Source organism: Azospirillum sp. TSO5, assembly GCF_003116065.1.
In the GTDB taxonomy this organism is placed as follows: Bacteria; Pseudomonadota; Alphaproteobacteria; order Azospirillales; family Azospirillaceae; genus Azospirillum.
On sequence record NZ_LGQY01000008.1, the window covers coordinates 1 to 16350 of the forward strand.

At 66.0% G+C, this 16350-nt stretch carries 17 protein-coding genes; 7 read left to right on the forward strand and 10 right to left on the reverse strand.

Going from position 1 to position 16350, the window contains the following annotated elements:
- Window positions 1-193: 193 nt before the first annotated feature.
- Entirely contained in the window at window positions 194-391 is a 198-nt protein-coding gene (locus TSO5_RS02165) for a hypothetical protein (RefSeq protein WP_109150044.1), read from the reverse strand.
- Between the two features lie 57 nt (window positions 392-448).
- On the reverse strand, window positions 449-859 hold the full coding sequence (locus TSO5_RS02170) for an HIT family protein (protein ID WP_109150045.1): 411 nt from the start codon (window positions 857-859) through the stop codon (window positions 449-451).
- Between the two features lie 255 nt (window positions 860-1114).
- Between TSO5_RS02170 and TSO5_RS02175 the strand changes: the two genes are divergently transcribed.
- Both TSO5_RS02175 and TSO5_RS02180 read left to right on the forward strand, forming a co-directional pair.
- On the forward strand, window positions 1115-3727 hold the full coding sequence (locus TSO5_RS02175) for a glycosyltransferase family 2 protein (protein WP_109150046.1): 2613 nt from the start codon (window positions 1115-1117) through the stop codon (window positions 3725-3727).
- Between the two features lie 88 nt (window positions 3728-3815).
- Complete coding sequence (locus tag TSO5_RS02180) at window positions 3816-4391, forward strand: hypothetical protein (RefSeq protein ID WP_109150047.1); 576 nt, start codon at window positions 3816-3818, stop codon at window positions 4389-4391.
- Between the two features lie 204 nt (window positions 4392-4595).
- Here TSO5_RS02180 and recA read toward each other — a convergent pair whose 3' ends face one another.
- From recA to flgB, 8 genes are all read right to left on the reverse strand, one after another.
- Window positions 4596-5675 (reverse strand): recombinase RecA, encoded by a 1080-nt coding sequence (recA, locus tag TSO5_RS02185; RefSeq protein WP_085089587.1) that lies wholly within the window; start codon window positions 5673-5675, stop codon window positions 4596-4598.
- A 152-nt stretch (window positions 5676-5827) separates the two neighbouring features.
- The gene (locus tag TSO5_RS02190) at window positions 5828-8299 is read right to left on the reverse strand and encodes an ATP-binding protein (protein WP_247870544.1); all 2472 of its coding nucleotides are present in this window, start codon (window positions 8297-8299) and stop codon (window positions 5828-5830) included.
- A 205-nt stretch (window positions 8300-8504) separates the two neighbouring features.
- Entirely contained in the window at window positions 8505-9581 is a 1077-nt protein-coding gene (flhB, locus tag TSO5_RS02195) for a flagellar biosynthesis protein FlhB (protein ID WP_109150048.1), read from the reverse strand.
- Window positions 9582-9594: 13 nt separating this feature from the next.
- The gene (gene fliR, locus TSO5_RS02200) at window positions 9595-10365 is read right to left on the reverse strand and encodes a flagellar biosynthetic protein FliR (protein ID WP_109073150.1); all 771 of its coding nucleotides are present in this window, start codon (window positions 10363-10365) and stop codon (window positions 9595-9597) included.
- On the reverse strand, window positions 10362-10721 hold the full coding sequence (locus TSO5_RS02205) for a flagellar biosynthetic protein FliQ (RefSeq protein ID WP_109150049.1): 360 nt from the start codon (window positions 10719-10721) through the stop codon (window positions 10362-10364). Before TSO5_RS02205 ends, fliR begins: the two co-directional genes overlap by 4 nt.
- A 42-nt stretch (window positions 10722-10763) precedes the next feature.
- A complete protein-coding gene (gene fliE / locus TSO5_RS02210) occupies window positions 10764-11063 on the reverse strand; it encodes a flagellar hook-basal body complex protein FliE (protein ID WP_109073148.1) in 300 nt (99 codons plus the stop codon).
- Window positions 11064-11115: 52 nt separating this feature from the next.
- On the reverse strand, window positions 11116-11526 hold the full coding sequence (gene flgC, locus TSO5_RS02215; protein WP_109073147.1) for a flagellar basal body rod protein FlgC: 411 nt from the start codon (window positions 11524-11526) through the stop codon (window positions 11116-11118).
- Window positions 11527-11567: 41 nt separating this feature from the next.
- Window positions 11568-11972, reverse strand: coding sequence for a flagellar basal body rod protein FlgB (flgB, locus tag TSO5_RS02220; protein ID WP_109150050.1), 405 nt, complete (start codon window positions 11970-11972; stop codon window positions 11568-11570).
- Between the two features lie 194 nt (window positions 11973-12166).
- On the opposite strand from flgB, the gene TSO5_RS02225 reads away from it, so the two are divergent.
- The 5 genes from TSO5_RS02225 (at window position 12167) to TSO5_RS02245 (ending at window position 16239) form a co-directional block, all read left to right on the forward strand.
- A complete protein-coding gene (locus TSO5_RS02225) occupies window positions 12167-12526 on the forward strand; it encodes an EscU/YscU/HrcU family type III secretion system export apparatus switch protein (RefSeq protein WP_109073145.1) in 360 nt (119 codons plus the stop codon).
- Window positions 12523-12936 carry a hypothetical protein gene (locus TSO5_RS02230; protein WP_109150051.1) on the forward strand — a complete coding sequence of 138 codons (414 nt, stop codon included), beginning with the start codon at window positions 12523-12525 and terminating at the stop codon, window positions 12934-12936. Before TSO5_RS02225 ends, TSO5_RS02230 begins: the two co-directional genes overlap by 4 nt.
- 21 nt (window positions 12937-12957) lie before the next feature.
- Window positions 12958-13296 carry a flagellar biosynthetic protein FliO gene (locus TSO5_RS02235; RefSeq protein WP_109150052.1) on the forward strand — a complete coding sequence of 113 codons (339 nt, stop codon included), beginning with the start codon at window positions 12958-12960 and terminating at the stop codon, window positions 13294-13296.
- Window positions 13293-14081 carry a flagellar type III secretion system pore protein FliP gene (gene fliP / locus TSO5_RS02240; RefSeq protein ID WP_109150053.1) on the forward strand — a complete coding sequence of 263 codons (789 nt, stop codon included), beginning with the start codon at window positions 13293-13295 and terminating at the stop codon, window positions 14079-14081. The genes TSO5_RS02235 and fliP overlap by 4 nt, the downstream gene beginning before the upstream one ends.
- Before the next feature lie 259 nt (window positions 14082-14340).
- Window positions 14341-16239 (forward strand): potassium transporter Kup, encoded by a 1899-nt coding sequence (locus tag TSO5_RS02245; protein ID WP_109150054.1) that lies wholly within the window; start codon window positions 14341-14343, stop codon window positions 16237-16239.
- Window positions 16240-16350 lie beyond the last annotated feature (111 nt).

Below are 16350 nucleotides of genomic sequence, written 5' to 3' on the forward strand. Positions count from 1 at the left end.
TCAATGCCATGGTCCGAGACAACAAGGAATGGGAGGCAATGCCACACTCACCATGAAAACAACATGGTTGCTCCCCCGCTAACGCGGGAGAGGGGGTAGGACGCTTGTCAGAACAACTGAGACGCAGTGCGGCGGCAGTCCCCTCTCCCACCGAAGGTGGGGGAGGGTTAGGGAGGGGGCAGCCGTTCGCCCTTTAAGCCCCGCCGCCCTCGCGCTGGGTCTGTTCGATAATGTCCTCGCGCTCGCCCATCTCCTCCCACTTCTGCTGAACGGGCTTGTCGGGATCGCCGGAGGCCTTGCCGGTCTTGTCGACCAGTTTGTCCTCGATTCGCTGGGCGGCGTCTGACGGCGCGTCGGAGGTCACGGATTTGGAGCGGTCCTGGTCGGCCATGATGGCGGTCTCCCGAAAAGATGGTTGACCACCCAAACACTCACGGCGCGACAAAGTTCACGCACCGACGCGGAACGCCTCGGCCAATCGTTCCACCAGGGCATCGGCCTCCGCCGCCTCATAGGGTTCGGCATGGCCGGACCCCCAAACCGGCCCCGGCCATGCCGGATCGCCCCGCGTCCGGCCGATCACGTGGACGTGCAGTTGCGGCACCATATTGCCCAGCGCCCCGACATTCATCTTGTCCGGCGCGAACAGCCGCTCCACCACGCGGGATGCCTGCGCGATCTCCCGCATCAGCGTCGCCTGATCGACTTCCTCCAGCCGGTGGATCTCCACGGCCCCCTCGCGCATCGGCACCAGGATCAGCCAGGGCCACAGCCGGTTGTTCATCAGCAGCACCCGGCACAGCCCCAGATCGATCACAGGGCGGGTGTCGGCCCGTAGCCGTTCGTTAAGGGAAAACATGCTTCACTCCATTCATGGCCTGTGCCGGGCGCCACCGGGGAATAATCCGGAGGCTGCCCTGTTATAGCCGGCAGTGGCGGGGCAACCGCGAAGCTTGTATAGATTGCCGTGCGCGCCGGCCATACGGCGCAGCGGCATTCGTTGGACGATTGTAGAGTTCGGTCCGAGGACATGGTCGGGGCGGCAACGGTCCCCTTGCGCCATATCCACGGGCCGTATCCATGTTTTCTGGTGCGGCGAGCGAGAACGACCCACATGCGCAAATCGGCCTTTGCGGTTCTGATCCTGGTGATCCTCGGCAACATCGCCTTCTGGGCGCTGTGGAACCGACCGGTGGACGAGCGGTCCTGGGCGGGCGCCATCACCGGCGTCGCCTATACCCCCTTCCACTCGGACAAGAGCCCGTCGAAGGGCGACAAGGCGTCCGCCGAGGACATCGAACAGGACATGGACGCGCTGGAAGGCGCGGTAAAGGCCGTCAGAACCTATTCGACCACCGACGGCTCCGAAATGGTGGCGGCCATTGCCGCCAAGCACGGGCTGCCGGTCACCGCCGGCGCCTGGACGACCGGCAAGCCGGAGATCGACGAGCCCGAACTGGCCGGCCTGATCAAGCTGGCCCGCGCCAACAGCAACGTGCGCCGCGTCCTGGTCGGCAACGAAGCGATCCTGCGCGCAGACCTGACCGTCCCGCAGGCCATCGAATACATCAAGCGGGTGAAGAAGAAGGTCAACGTCCCGGTCTCCATCGCCGAGCCGTGGCACGTCTGGCTGAAGAATCCCGAACTGGCCGACGCGGTCGACTTCCTCGCCGTCCACCTGCTGCCCTATTGGGAAGGCGTCCCGGTCGACCAGTCGGTCGACTACGCCATGTTCCGCTACAACGAGCTGAAGGCGAAGTTCCCGAACAAACACATCCTGATCGGCGAGATCGGCTGGCCGGCCGATGGACCGTGGCGCCGCGGCGCCGAGGCCAGCCAAGTCAATCAGGCCAAGTTCATCCGCAACTTCCTGAACGTCGCCGCCCAGAACAAGCTCGACTACTTCATCATGGAAGCCTTCGACCAGCCGTGGAAGCGGGAGATCGAGGGCACCGCCGGCACCAGCTGGGGCCTGTGGGATTATCAGCGCAACCCGAAGTTCCCGATGATCGGCGGGGTGCACGAGGTCCGCAACTGGGAGATCAAGTGCGCCACCGCCATTGCGCTGGGCTTCCTGCCGCTGGTGTTCTTCCTGTGGCGCCGCAGCGACCTGAAGATCGGCGGCCAGATTTTCTATGGCGCGCTGATCCAGGCCGTGGCCTCCGTCCTTGTCTTCACCGTCAGCGCGGCGTCCGCCGCCGGCCTGGCGCTCACCACCGAAATCGCCTGGGGCCTGCTGATCTTCTGCCAGCTGGTGCTGTTCGCGGTCATGCTGATCGACGGCATGGAGCTGACGGAGGTCGTCTGGCAGCATAAGTTCAAGCGCAAGTTCATCCCCTGCTCCGCCGCCCCGCTGCCCAATGCGGCGAAGGTGTCGATCCATGTGCCCTGCTACAACGAGCCGCCGCACATGGTCATGCAGACGCTGGACGCGCTGGCCAACCTGGATTACCCGAATTACGAAGTCCTGCTGCTGGACAACAACACCAAGGATCCGGCGGTCTGGCGTCCGATCGAGGAATATTGCAAGAAGCTGGGACCGAAGTTCCGCTTCTTCCATCTCGACAACTGGCCGGGCTTCAAGGCCGGTGCGCTGAATTTCGGTCTGGCTCAGACCGCCCCCGATGCCGAACACATCGCCGTCATCGACAGCGACTATCAGGTCCATCCCGACTGGCTGAAGGCGACGATTCCGCACTTCAACCGGCCGGAGGTCGGCTTCGTCCAGTCGCCGCAGGACTATCGCGAGTGGGAACACGACCTGTTCCAGCGCATGACCAACTGGGAATATGCCGGCTTCTTCCACATCGGCATGATCCAGCGCAACGAGCGCAACGCGATCATCCAGCACGGCACCATGACCATCATCCGCAAGTCGGCCCTGGAAAAGGTCGGCCGCTGGGGCGAATGGTGCATCACCGAGGACGCCGACCTCGGCCTGCGCCTGTTCGAGCATGGCTATGAGGCCGTCTATATGCCGGAGAGCTATGGCAAGGGGCTGGTTCCCGACAGCTTCTCCGCCTACAAGACGCAGCGCTTCCGCTGGGCCTACGGCGCCGTGCAGATCCTGAAGCACCATTGGCGCCAGCTGTCGCCGGGTGCGAAGGAGCTGACCACCGGCCAGAAGTACCATTTCATCACCGGCTGGCTGCCCTGGTTTGCTGACGCCGCCCATATGGTGTTCGGCATCGCCGGCATCATCTGGTCCATCGGCCTGATGGCATTCCCGAAATATTTCGAGTTCCCGCCCAACGTCTTTATGATCCCGACGCTCAGCGTCTTCGCCTTCAAGGTCGGCGCTTCGCTCTGGCTCTACGAGGCGCGGGTGAAGTGCGGCTTCTGGGACAAGGTCGGGGCGGCGGTGGCCGGCATGGCGCTGACCCATACGGTCGGCCGCGCTATGTGGCTGGGCATCTTCACCTCCGGCCGACCCTTCGTCCGCACACCGAAGTGCGAGAACCAGCCGGCGCTGATGCAGGCCTTCCTGATGGCGCGCGAGGAGCTGGTGCTGCTGGTGTCGCTGTGGGGCGCGGCGCTGGCCATCGTCATGGTCTTCGGCCACGAGAACCGCGACGCCTTCATGTGGTCGGGTCTGCTGGTGGTACAGTCGCTGCCCTATCTGGCGGCCTTCATCACCGCGCTGATCAACGTCTTCCCCACTATCGGCTTCGGCAAGAGCAAGCCGGAAGCCGCCGACGGCGCCGTGAGTGCCGGGGCCGGTGACTGACCAATGGGAGCCGGCGCTTTCGCATTGACGAAAGCGCCGGCTCTGCCAGACTTGACCGCCAGGGAGAACCAAACCCGGGAGGCGGCTCATGTCCGGCAATCTCACCTCCGGGCGCGGCATCGGCCCGCCGGAGTTCAGCGTCCGCACCACTGCAGGCGTCGAGCGGAGCGGCAACGCCACCGACCGCAACAGCCGCCGCAACCCCCGCCAGGAGCGGCACGACCGCGAGCAGGAGCGGCGAGACCACAACCCGCCCAACCCGCAGCGCCGCCGCCTCTATGACCTTCTGTTCGACGAGGTCGACCAGTTCGACGGGTTGGACGAGCGTCAGCGGACAAGGCTGAAGGACAATCTCCGCAGCCATCTGTCCAGCCGAGCACCGCCACCCCCGGCCGCTCCACCCCCGGTCCACCATGACGAAGAGGCGCTGGCCGAAGCCCTGCTGAAGGACCCGGCGGCAGAGGTCCCCGTCGATCCGGAGCACATCGTCCAGGCTGCCATCGCCGCCGCACCGGAGTTGGACCCGGAAACCGCGCGTCTGGCGGAACAACTGCGCGACTGCCTATCCCGCAACAGCGACCGCGCCCGCAAGGTGGCGGTCTACCTGCATTTGCTGCTGACGCTGGAAGGAGCCTTCCGGCCGCATATGGTGGTGGATGTGTAGGTCTCGGCTGGCGAATGCCCCCTCCCCAACCCTCCCCCGCTTCGCGGGAGAGGGAGTTGAGCGCGATAGCGGCGGAGTTCCCTCTCCCGCGGAACGCGGGGGAGGGTTAGGGAGGGGGCACCCGGCAGCCGACACTTCTCCAAAACGGAAAAAGCCCCGCCTCCCTTTCGGAAGGCGGGGCCTTTCACGTCACATACCCTGGCGTTACTCCGGAGTGGAGGCTTCGCCGTCGGCTTCCGGGGTGCCCATCATCGCATCGGCGACCAGACCGGCGTTGCCGCGGATCTTGGCCTCGATCGCATCGGCCATCTCGGGGTTGTTGCGCAGGTAGGTCTTGGCGTTCTCGCGGCCCTGGCCGATGCGGGTGCCGTCATAGCTGAACCACGCACCCGACTTGTCGACCACGCCGGCCTGGATGCCGAGGTCGAGCAGTTCGCCCACCTTCGACACGCCCTCGCCGTACATGATGTCGAACTCGACCACGCGGAACGGCGGGGCCATCTTGTTCTTCACCACCTTGACGCGGGTCTGGTTGCCGACGACGGTGTCGCGGTCCTTGATCGAGCCGATGCGGCGGATGTCGAGGCGAACGGAGGCGTAGAACTTCAGCGCGTTGCCGCCGGTCGTCGTCTCCGGATTGCCGAACATCACGCCGATCTTCAGGCGGATCTGGTTGATGAAGATCACCAGGCAGTTCGACTTCGAGATTGAGCCGGTCAGCTTGCGCAGGGCCTGGCTCATCAGGCGGGCATGCAGGCCGACATGGCTGTCGCCCATCTCGCCTTCCAGTTCGGCGCGCGGAACCAGCGCGGCCACCGAGTCGACCACCAGCACGTCGATGGCGCCGGAGCGCACCAGCGTGTCGGCGATCTCCAGCGCCTGCTCGCCGGCGTCCGGCTGGGAGATCAGCAGCTCGTCGATGTTGACGCCCAGCTTGCGGGCATAGGACGGGTCGAGCGCGTGTTCCGCGTCGACGAAGGCGCAGGTGCCGCCGGCCTTCTGGGCCTGGGCGATGGCGTGCAGCGCCAGCGTCGTCTTGCCCGAGCTTTCCGGCCCGTAGATTTCGATGATGCGGCCCTTCGGCAGGCCGCCGATGCCCAGCGCGATATCGAGACCCAGGGAGCCGGTGGAGATGACCTCCGTCTCGACCAAGTTCTCACGGGCGCCAAGCTTCATGATCGAGCCCTTGCCGAACGCGCGTTCGATCTGGCTCAGGGCGGCATCGAGCGCCTTCTGCTTGTCCATGGAATCCTTCTCGACCAAACGAAGCTGTGCGGACGACATGCCCGGTACCCCTCTCTTAGAACACACGGTCGGCGCTCTTGCAACGAGGCTGAATGTACTCTCTTCGTTCTCATTTGCAAGGCCTGATGTTGCCTGTGCGTTCCTATTTTACGGGGTATGTCCGGGCATACCGTTGTGGCCGGATTCGCCCCTCACCGTCCGTCGCGGATGACCTCCTTCACCTTGGAGGCCAGTTGCTTCAGCGAGAATGGCTTGGGCAGGAAATGGGCGACTTCGACGCCGTCGATCTCGCCCAGCCGGTCCTCGGCATAGCCGGAGATGAAGATCACCCGCATCTCCGGGCGCAGCTTGCGAACATGACGGGCGAGCGTCGGACCATCCATCTGCGGCATCACCACGTCGGTGATCAGCAGGTCGATGGAGGCGCCGTTGGTCTCGATCTGCTGCAGTGCCGCCTCGCCGTTCTTGGCCTCCAGCACCTGATAGCCCTTGTTGCGCAGCGCGCGGGCGGAGAAGACGCGCACGGCGTCCTCGTCCTCCACCAGCAGGATGGTGCCGGTGCCGGTCAGGTCGCTGCCGCGCCGCTCGCGCGGTTCGGCGGTGTCGACCGGGCGCAGCTCGCCCTGGTGGTGCGGCAGCAGGATGGTGAAGGTCGTGCCCTCCCCCACCGCCGAATCGACCAGCACGAAGCCGCCGGTCTGCCGGACGATGCCGTACACCGTCGACAGGCCGAGCCCGGTACCCGACCCGACCTCCTTGGTCGTGTAGAAGGGCTCGAAGATGCGCTGCAGATTCTCGCGCGCGATGCCGCAGCCGGTGTCGATCACCTCGATGGAGACATAGCTGCCGGATGGGATCGTCTCATGCTCCCGCCGTTCCGGCTGGTTGACGACGTAGTTGGTGGTGTTGATGGTCAGCTTGCCGCCGCCGGCCATGGCGTCGCGGGCGTTGACCACCAGATTGATGATGACCTGCTCCAGCTGGTTCTGGTCGACCTTGACCAGCCCCAGGTCGCGGCCGTGGATCATCTTCAGTTCGATGTTCTCGCCGATCAGCCGGCGCAGCAGGTTCGCCAATTCAGCCAGCACATCGGTCACATTGATGACGCGCGGCTGCAGGGTCTGCTGGCGAGAGAAGGCCAGCAGCTGCCTCACGAGGTTGGCGGCACGGTTGGCGTTCTGCTTGATCTGCATGATGTCGCTGAAGGACTGGTCGCCCGGCTTGTGCCGAAGCAGCAGCAGGTCGCAGAAGCCGATCATCGCCGTCAGCAGGTTGTTGAAGTCGTGCGCCACGCCGCCGGCCAGCTGGCCGACCGCCTGCATCTTCTGCGACTGGGCGAACTGGGCCTCCAGACTCTTGCGCTCGGTCATGTCGATGAAGTGCAGGATCAGGCCGACCCCATCCGCCCTGCCGCCATCAGCTTTTCCGCCATCCGTGCGGCCATCGGTGCGCACCGGGTTGGCGAGCCGCCGGGCGTAGAGCTGGGCCGTCAGTTCCCGCCCGCCGGACAGCCGCACCTCCAGCGGGTGGGCCGGATCGGCGCCGCCCTGCACCGATTTCAGCCGCGCAGTCACCGCCTCACGCTCCGCCGGAACGATCAGGTCGGCCATCGGGCGGTTGATGACGCTGCCCGCCTCGCTGCCGATCAGCGCCAGGAAGGCCTCGTTGCATTCGGTCAGCTGGCCGGTCTCGTTGACCAGGGCGATCCCGATCGGCGCGTCTTCGAAAAAGCGCTGGAAGCGCTGTTCGGACTGACGCAGGGCCTCCTGCCATTCCCGTTCGGGCGACAGGTCGCGCACGACCGACCGGGTGTGGATGGTGCCGTCGTCGGCCCGCACCACGCTCTGCGCCACCGCAACCTGGAAACGCCGGCCGCGCAGACCCACCATGGTCAGCTCGCCGCGCTGCTCGCCGCCACCGTGATCGAACAGGTCGAAGGGGGCCGCGGAGACCGGGGGCACGGCCAGGATGCGGTGCAGCCGCGATTCGCCGTCGGTCAGATCGCCGGGTGCCGCCTCCAGCCATTGCGCCAGTGTGGCGTTGACGAACAGGAAATGGCCGTTCTGATCGACCGAGAAGAAGCCGACCGGCGCATGCTCCATGAAGTCGGCCAGCTTGGCCTGCTCGCGCAGCATCACATGCTCAAGCTCACGTCGGGCGGTGATGTCCTCGATCCGCCAATGGACGGAGCCGGGGAAGCCGGCGACCGGCTGCCCCTGCACCTTGCGCCATTCCGGCGGGCGGTTGTCCAATGCCGGGATCGCCAGCTCTGCCGAAGCGGCGGCACCGGCCCTCACCCGCTCACGCAGGCGGCGGAACTCGCGCGCGCTGTCGGGGTCGCCGGAAAACTGGCGCGCCAGGGCGTCCAGCGGCCGTTCGCCGCGGCGCCAGCCCGCCAGTTCGCGGAAGGCCGCATTGACGAACACCACCTCGTCGGCCCCGTCGCAGACCAGCTGCCCGGCCGGCATCCCTTCCAGCGCGCCGCTCAGCAGCGCGCCGATCCGCGCCGACCGCCGCACCATCGACACGCTTCGGCCAATCAGCAGCGCCACGCCCACCGCCGCCAGCCCGGCGCCCAGCCAGCCGACTTCGTCGCGGTCCAGCAGCAGGCCGGCGGCCAGCACCAGCAGCCCGGCCGGCGCCAGCGCATATTGGATGAGCATCAGCACTCCGCCGGACGACGCCCGGTGGTTCGCTGCATTGCGTGCGGTGTCGGAAAGGGAAGTTGTGTCGTCCACCAATACTCCAAACCCCACACGGTCTTCCTGGGAGTTGCCCCGGACCGGATGTTACCGACCGGGCATCTCCGTCGCGCCACCTGCGATGGTCGGCCGCTCCACCGGTCCCGTCAACCGTTACGGAGCCGGATCAGTTGCGCAGCGCCCGCCCTTTGAGCTTGAAGACATAGGTAATGACTTCGGCGACCGCCCGATAGTGCTCGGACGGAACTTCTTCGTCGATATCGCAAGCGGCATAGAGCGCACGGGCGAGGGGCGGGTTTTCTATGACCGGAACATTGTTCGATTCGGCGATCTCGCGAATCTTGAAGGCGACCTGATCGACACCCTTCGCCAGGACCATCGGCGCGCCCATCTGGGTCGGGTCGTATTTCAGCGCGACCGCAAAGTGGGTCGGGTTGGTGACCACCACGTCGGCGTTCGGCACCGCGGCCATCATGCGCTTGCGCGCGCGCTCGAACCGGATCTGCCGGATGCGGCCCTTGACGACGGGATCGCCTTCCTGCTGCTTGTGCTCGTCCTTCACCTCCTGCTTGGTCATCTTCATCTTCTTGTCGAACTGCTGCTTCTGCCACAGGAAGTCGCCGGCAGCGATGAAGGTGAGGACCACCAGGACCCAGATCAGCAGCCGGTGGGCCAGCCCGTCCATCTGCAGCAGCATGGTGACGATGTCGATGCCGATATAGGCCTCGATTCCGCCGAACATCGGCACCAGCGCCATGTAGGCGACGCCGCCCACCACCGCCAGCTTGGCGATGCTTTTCAGAAGTTCCACCCCCTGGTTTGCCTTGAACATGTTCATCAGGCCGGGCAGCGGGTTCAGCTTGCCGAATTTCGGCGAGATCAGCTCCCAGGAGACGTGGAAGCCGGTCTGGCCGATGGTCGACACCACGCCGGCCACCACGAACAGCAGGATGGGCAGCCACAGCGCCCACATGACGTCGCGCATCACCCGGAACAGCAGCGCGCCGACCCCGGCGCGATCGAAGGTGAACTGGTCCAGATTCTCGAAATAGTAGTTCAGGCGGAAGACCAGCCCCTTCAGGGTGCCGGGGAGGATGGAGACCAGCACCACCAGCATCGCCGCGACCATCAACCAGTTCGCGGCCTCGCGAGTCATCGCGAACTGGCCCTGTTTGTGGGCCTCGTCGAGTTTCTTGGATGTCGGGTCCTCTGTTTTGGAGGACTCGTCCGCCTCTTCCGACACGGGCGTCCCCCCTCTACAGCGGCTTCAGGAATTCGATGAAGGTCGATTCGAAGCGCGACAGCCAGAACAGCATCATCGCGCCCAGCGTCAGCGCGAACATGAACAGGCCCAGCAGCACCTGGACCGAGGTGAACAGCTGGAACACCTGAACTTGCGGCGCCAGCTTGTTCAGCAGCCCCAGCGCCAGCGCGAACAACATGCCGGTGATCAGGAAGGGGGCGGACATCTGCACCCCCAGCATGAAGCTTTTCGACACCAGTTGCCCGACCACGTTCGCCATGTCGTCGATCGGGATCGCCGCCCCCGGCGTGAAGGTGGCGTAGCTGTCGACTACCGCCATGATCAACAGATGATGCAGGTCGGTGACGAAAATCAGCAGCAGCCCCAGCCAGCCCATCAGCGAGCCGGGCAGAGAGCCCGATGTCGCCAGCGCCGGGTTGAAGATCTGCGCGTTGGCAAGGCCGCTCTGCAGGCTGATGATGGTGCCGGCCACCTCCAGCGCGCCCATCAGCAGCCGCGCGATGGTGCCGAGGAAAATCCCCACCGTCATCTCGCCGGCAGCCAGCACCATCAGTTGGAACGGACTGCCGGGCATCGGCGGCAGCATCGGCCGGATCGCCGGCGCCACCAGCGTGCTGACCGCCAGCGCGAACAGCAGGCGCATGCGGGTGGGAACGAAGGCGTCGCCGATGGTGGGCATCACGCTGAAGGCGGTGCCGACCCGCATGAAGACCAACATCCAGACGAAGATCTGTTCGCCCAGAAGCTGCTGCAGGACGTTCATTGGCCTGCCGCGGCCGCGGTCGGCGCCGGGGGCGGCATCACGCCGGTGCCGGGCGTGAAGGGCGCACCGCCATTGTCGGTGGCGCCGACGCCGATCGCGACGATGCGGTCGGCGACCTCATGTTCGAAGAAGTCGGTCAGCTTGCCCAGCATGAAGGGCATCAGCAGGATGCTGAGGCCGAAGACCAGCAGCACCTTCGGCACCATGGCGAGGGTCTGCTCGCTGATCTGGGTAACCGCCTGGAAGATGGAGATGACGGTGCCGACCGCCATCATGATGACCAGAATCGGCCCGCAGACCATCACCAGCGTGACGATGGACGTGCGGCAGAGTTCGATGACTTCGGTCTCGTTCATGACGACTGGTTCAGAACGGCGGAGGGTGCGAAACGGACGCCGTCACATCGGCATGCGCAGGATTTCCTGATAGGCGTTCAGCACCTTGTCGCGCACGGCGGTGACGGTCTGCAGCGTCACCTCGGCATTGGTCACGGCCTGAACGACGTCGTTCAGGTCCGCCTTGCCGACGGCCGCCATGGCCGACATGTCCTCGCTCTTCTTCAGGGTGCCGATGCTTTCCTTGGCCGCCTGCTCCAGCACGTCGCCGAAGGAGAGGCCATCGCGCGCGGCCATGCCAGGGCCGGTCGTCTTGGCGGCGGTGGTGGCGTAGGCCGCGGCGGCGTTCAGCGGATTGATCATGGCGGCGGTTCCGGTCGGTCGGGAGGTTCAGGGGCGATTGAGCGGGACGAGATCAGGCGCGCAGGATGTCGATGGTGCGGGTCAGCATCTGGCGCGCGGTGTCGATGGCCGACAGGTTGGCTTCGTAGCTGCGCTGGGCCTCGCGCATGTCCATCGCCTCGACCACCGAATTGACGTTGGGCATCAGCACATAGCCATCGGCGTCGGCCGACGGGTGGGAGGGATCGTAGCGGCGCTGGAAATCGCTCTTGTCCACATCGACCTTGGCGACGCGGACCTTGTCGACGTCCATCGCACGGTCCAACTCGTTCTTGAAGATGACCGTCTTGCGCCGGTAAGGCAGATCGCCCGGCGTTTCCGCGGTGGTGTTGGCGTTCGCCAGATTCTCCGAAATGACCTTCAGGCGCGTGCCCTGCGCCTTCATGCCGGAGGCGGAAACCGCCATCGACTTGTAGAGATCCATCGCACCGCCTCCTCAAAAACCCGCCGGCAAATCCAAGCCGATCAACTGCCCGAGCGGATCGCCGACTTGATCATCGCCACCTGCTTTTTGTACAGGTTGGTGATGGTCTGGTAATCCATCGAATTCTGGCTCATCCGCATCATCTGGTCTTCCAGGACGACGTTGTTGCCGTCCGGCGCCGTCTCGTACGGATCACGCACCTTCTGTTCCTGCGCCATGCCGCCGGGACCGCGGGTGCCGGCCAGATGGGACGCGTTGGTCGCAACCGGGGTCAGCCGCCGGCTGTCGCCGAGCGCGTCGCGGAAGGTGAAGGGCTTCAGGTCGCGGCCCTTGTACTCAGGCGTATCGGCGTTGGCGATGTTCTGCGAGATGACTTCCTGACGCTGGGTCAGCCAGTCCATCTTGCGCGACATCAGTTTGAAGATGCCGAGATTACCGAGGTCCATGGCCCTGATCCCGCCCCAATGCCGCCGAACGCTGCCCAGGCCGGGCATCGTCACAGCCTCCGATGGTCGCCCGTTTGCGTTAACGAAGAATGAATCCCCGCATGTGGAACCGCGCAGACACCACGCCTTTACAGTTCGTTAAGCCTACCGGTCCAGGATGCGGCGCAGGAAGGACCCTTCGATAAGGCCGCCTGTTGTCCGCGCAAGCCCGCCCTCCCGCCTCACCGCCAGCCGGCAAGAGGCCGTCCCCTGCCCGGCGCCCGGTCGCGGTTGCGCTGAAATACCAACTGGGGACGGAGACGCTGCCGCGGATCGTCGCCACCGGCAAGGGAACGGTGGCGGAGCAGATCCTGGAGGTCGCCTTCGCCAACGGCGTGAAGGTGCGCGAGGACGCCGATCTGGTCGAGATCCTGTCCGCCATCGAGGTCGACAGCGACATCCCCGTCGAGGCCATCGCCGCGGTGGCGGAAATCCTCGCTTATGTCTACCGCGCCAACGGCACGATGCCGTCGGAACCGCACTCCGAGGACATCGTCGAGGAGGACAAGCCGTGACCCGTCCGCCAACCGCCTCCCCTTCGCCCGAAAGCACCGAGTCGGCCGGCCGGATCGCGGACCAGGCGGTGGCGCTGGGTGCAACGCTCGACGATGCGCGCACGCAGGCCGAGGCTGGGGTGCTGATCGACCTCGCCGGGCTGGAGGAGCGCGTCGCCCATCTTTGCCTCGCCGCCGAAGCCCTGCCGCGCGGTGAGGCGCGGACCCTGCTCGGCCCGCTCGGCGATCTGGTCGCGGCGCTGGCGCCGCTGGCCGCCGCGCTGACCGACCAGCAGGCCCGGCGGGAGGAAACCATCGCCGCCGCGCTGGCCGGCCGCGACGATCCGCACACCGCCCGCCAGCGTGCCGCCGCCGCCTATGGCCGCTCCGGGGGGCCGTCCGCTCCGGGCCGCCCCGACGATACGCCCTGACAGAGAAAGCCTGCCGTTTCCATGGATCTCGACCAGTATATCCGTTTCCTGATGGCGCTCGTCTTCGTGGTGGCGCTCATCATGGTCGTCGCCTGGGTGATGCGCCGGGTCGGCATGGCCGGCGGCACCGTACGCGGGCGCGCCCGCCAGCGCCGGCTGAGCGTGGTGGAGGCGCTGCCGATCGACGCCAAGCGGCGGCTGATCCTGGTCCGCCGCGACGACCGCGAGCATCTGATCCTGCTGAGCGCCAACGGCGACCTGCTGGTCGACAGCGCCCCGGCCGGGGGATTCGACACGGCGCTCGCCGGGACGGCCGATGCCCCCCCCGCTTCCGCGCCGGCCGGGAGCCAGCCGCGATGACGGCGGCCGTCCTGAGGCGCCTGCGATCCTGGTGGAAGCCGGCAGCCGCCGGGCTGGCGCTGGCGCTCGTCGTTGGCGTGGCGCTGGGGCTGAGCGCCGGGCCGGCGCTGGCGCAGAGCCTGACCTTCGACCTGGGCGACGCCGGCGGCACCGCCACCGGCCGCATCGTCCAGACCATCGGCCTGATCACGGTGCTGTCGCTGGCGCCGTCGATCCTCATCATGATGACGGCCTTCACCCGCATCGTCATCGTGCTGTCCTTCCTGCGCAACGCGCTGGGCGTGCAGCAGGTGCCGCCGACCACGGTGATGATGTCGCTGGCGCTGTTCCTGACCTTCTTCGTCATGGCCCCGGTGTTCGAGCGCAGCTACACCCAGGGCATCCAGCCGCTGATGAACCAGGAAATCGACGAGATGGAGGCGTTCCGCCGCACAGTGGCGCCCTTGCGCGATTTCATGCTGCATCACACCAGCGAGAAGGACCTGCGCCTGTTCATGGACATGGCCCGCCTGCAGAATGTGCAGGAGCCGAACGACATGCCGCTGCACGTCCTGGTCCCAGCCTTCATGATCTCGGAGATCAAGCGCGGGTTCGAAATCGGCTTCCTGCTGTTCCTTCCCTTCCTCATCATCGACATGGTGGTGTCGTCCATCCTGATGTCGATGGGCATGATGATGCTGCCGCCGACCATGGTCGCCATCCCGTTCAAGATCATCTTCTTCGTGCTGGTCGACGGGTGGTATCTGATCGCCGGTTCTCTGGCCCGGAGTTTCGGAACGCTTTGAGGGCGCCCGCATAGCGCGAACAGCCCTGCGCACTTCGTCGCAGCCCCCGGGCTTGGCCTTCGCGGCGCAAGCCCGCGCTGGCGTTGTGCGCAGTAAGCGCGTATGAGGAAAGGCGATGTGCGTCGGTGGGATGATTGGCAAGGACGCCGATCCCGCCGGATGGATCGACCGTTCGCAGCCGCCGAAGGGGCGACGGGCCGGGACATCGCCGCGATGGGCGCCATCGAACGACGGACCAACTTCGGACCGCAATCACTGCATGACTGATACCGCTTTGAAGGCCGCGCCGCCCGACTCCGGCAAGCTCGCGACGCTGACCCTGGGTGCCCTCGGGGTGGTGTATGGCGACATCGGCACCAGCCCGCTCTACACGCTGCGAGAATGCTTCGGCGGCGACCATGGGCTCGCCCTGACCCACGACAATGTCCTGGGCATCATGTCGCTGGTGTTCTGGGCGCTGGTGATGGTCGTCACCGTCAAATATGTGGGCTTCGTCATGCGGGCCGACAACAAGGGCGAGGGCGGCATCCTCTCCCTTCTGGCGCTGGCATCCAAGACGCGGCCGGATGCGTCGGGCAAGTTGACCATCCTGACGGCGCTCGGCCTGTTCGGCGCCTCACTGTTCTACGGCGACGGCATGATCACCCCGGCGATGTCCGTGCTGTCCGCGGTCGAGGGCCTGGGCGTGGCGGAGCCGGCGCTGGAGTCGGCGGTGGTGCCGCTGACCGTCGCCATCCTGATCGCACTGTTCGCCATCCAGAGCCATGGCACCTCGCGCGTCGGCGCGCTGTTCGGTCCGATCATGCTGGTGTGGTTCTCCACGCTCGGCATCCTGGGCCTGCTGGAGGTGATCCGGCAACCGAGCGTGCTGGTCGCCTTCAACCCGTACTATGCCATCGCCTTCTTCGCCGAGCATGGCGTCGCCGGTTTCCTGGTGCTGGGCGCGGTGGTGCTGGCGGTGACCGGCGGCGAGGCGCTCTACGCCGACATGGGCCATTTCGGCCGCCGCCCGATCCAGGTCGCGTGGCTGGCCGTGGTACTGCCGGGCCTGCTGCTGAACTATCTGGGGCAGTGCGCGCTTCTGCTGAACGACCCGACGGCGGTGCGCAGCCCCTTCTACCTGCTGGCGCCGGAGTGGGGGCTCTATCCGCTGATCGGCCTGTCCACCGCCGCCACCGTCATCGCCAGCCAGGCGGTGATCTCCGGCGTCTTCTCGCTGACCCGGCAGGCGGTGCAGTTGGGCCTGTGCCCGCGCCTCGACATCCGCCACACCTCCAACGAGGAGGAGGGGCAGATCTACATTCCCCGCGCCAACTGGGGCCTGCTGGCTGCGGTGCTGGGGCTGGTGCTGGTTTTCCAATCTTCCAGCCGTCTCGCCGCCGCCTATGGCATCGCGGTGACCGGCGACATGATCATCACCACGACCCTGTTCCTGGTGGTGGCGCGGCGCCGCTGGAGCTGGAGCCTGCCGCTCTGCTTCGCCGTCGGCGCGGCCTTCCTGACGGTGGAGGTTTCCTTCTTCGCCGCCAACGCGGTGAAAATTCCTCATGGCGGTTGGGTGCCGCTGGTGATCGCCTGCGTCACGCTGGGGTTGATGTCGACATGGCGCCGCGGCCGGGCCGTGCTGACCAAGCGGCTGGCCGAGGAATCGCTGCCGCTGGATGCCTTCATCCAGCGTCAGGCGAAGAAGGGCGACATCCAGCGGGTGAAGGGCACGGCGGTCTTCATGACCTCCAGTTCCAACACCGTGCCGATCGCCCTGCTGCACAACCTGAAGCACAATCAGGTCCTGCACGAGCGCATCGTCTTCGTCACGGTGGTGGTGGAGGATGTGCCGCGCGTCCCCGCCAAGGACCGCGTGGTGGTGGAGGGGCTGGCCGACGGCTTCTACCGCATCACCGTGCGCTACGGCTTCTCGCAGGAGCCGAACATCCCCAAGGCGCTGCGCCTGTGCAAGGCCTTCGGCCTGGAGTTCGACGTGATGGCGACCTCCTTCTTCCTGGGCCGGGAGACGCTGATCCCGCAGATGAACTCCCAAATGGCACTGTGGCGGGAGAAGCTGTTCGTGGTGATGTCCCGCACCTCGGTCAGCGCCACCGACTTCTTCAAGCTGCCGCCCAACCGCGTGGTGGAGCTGGGGACGCAGGTGCAGCTCTAGCCGTCGGGAGGCGGCGCTGCACCACCAGAGTATTACCTCTTTCGCGCAAACAAAAATCGGTGCCACGCACAGACTCTGCTGTGATCTGACCGGAAGCCTCCCCCGTAACGG

What these genes read in the sequence shown, in the direction of transcription:
- fliP (WP_109150053.1), top strand. Translation starts at nt 13,293, where the DNA reads ATGACGGCGGCCGTCCTGAGGCGCCTGCGATCCTGGTGGAAGCCGGCA.
- flgB (WP_109150050.1), bottom strand. Translation starts at nt 11,972, where the DNA reads ATGGACCTCGGTAATCTCGGCATCTTCAAACTGATGTCGCGCAAGATG.
- TSO5_RS02245 (WP_109150054.1), top strand. Translation starts at nt 14,341, where the DNA reads ATGACTGATACCGCTTTGAAGGCCGCGCCGCCCGACTCCGGCAAGCTC.
- fliE (WP_109073148.1), bottom strand. Translation starts at nt 11,063, where the DNA reads ATGATCAATCCGCTGAACGCCGCCGCGGCCTACGCCACCACCGCCGCC.
- TSO5_RS02190 (WP_247870544.1), bottom strand. Translation starts at nt 8,299, where the DNA reads ATGCTCATCCAATATGCGCTGGCGCCGGCCGGGCTGCTGGTGCTGGCC.
- TSO5_RS02180 (WP_109150047.1), top strand. Translation starts at nt 3,816, where the DNA reads ATGTCCGGCAATCTCACCTCCGGGCGCGGCATCGGCCCGCCGGAGTTC.
- TSO5_RS02205 (WP_109150049.1), bottom strand. Translation starts at nt 10,721, where the DNA reads ATGAACGAGACCGAAGTCATCGAACTCTGCCGCACGTCCATCGTCACG.
- fliR (WP_109073150.1), bottom strand. Translation starts at nt 10,365, where the DNA reads ATGAACGTCCTGCAGCAGCTTCTGGGCGAACAGATCTTCGTCTGGATG.
- recA (WP_085089587.1), bottom strand. Translation starts at nt 5,675, where the DNA reads ATGTCGTCCGCACAGCTTCGTTTGGTCGAGAAGGATTCCATGGACAAG.
- TSO5_RS02170 (WP_109150045.1), bottom strand. Translation starts at nt 859, where the DNA reads ATGTTTTCCCTTAACGAACGGCTACGGGCCGACACCCGCCCTGTGATC.
- TSO5_RS02235 (WP_109150052.1), top strand. Translation starts at nt 12,958, where the DNA reads ATGGATCTCGACCAGTATATCCGTTTCCTGATGGCGCTCGTCTTCGTG.
- TSO5_RS02165 (WP_109150044.1), bottom strand. Translation starts at nt 391, where the DNA reads ATGGCCGACCAGGACCGCTCCAAATCCGTGACCTCCGACGCGCCGTCA.
- flgC (WP_109073147.1), bottom strand. Translation starts at nt 11,526, where the DNA reads ATGGATCTCTACAAGTCGATGGCGGTTTCCGCCTCCGGCATGAAGGCG.
- TSO5_RS02175 (WP_109150046.1), top strand. Translation starts at nt 1,115, where the DNA reads ATGCGCAAATCGGCCTTTGCGGTTCTGATCCTGGTGATCCTCGGCAAC.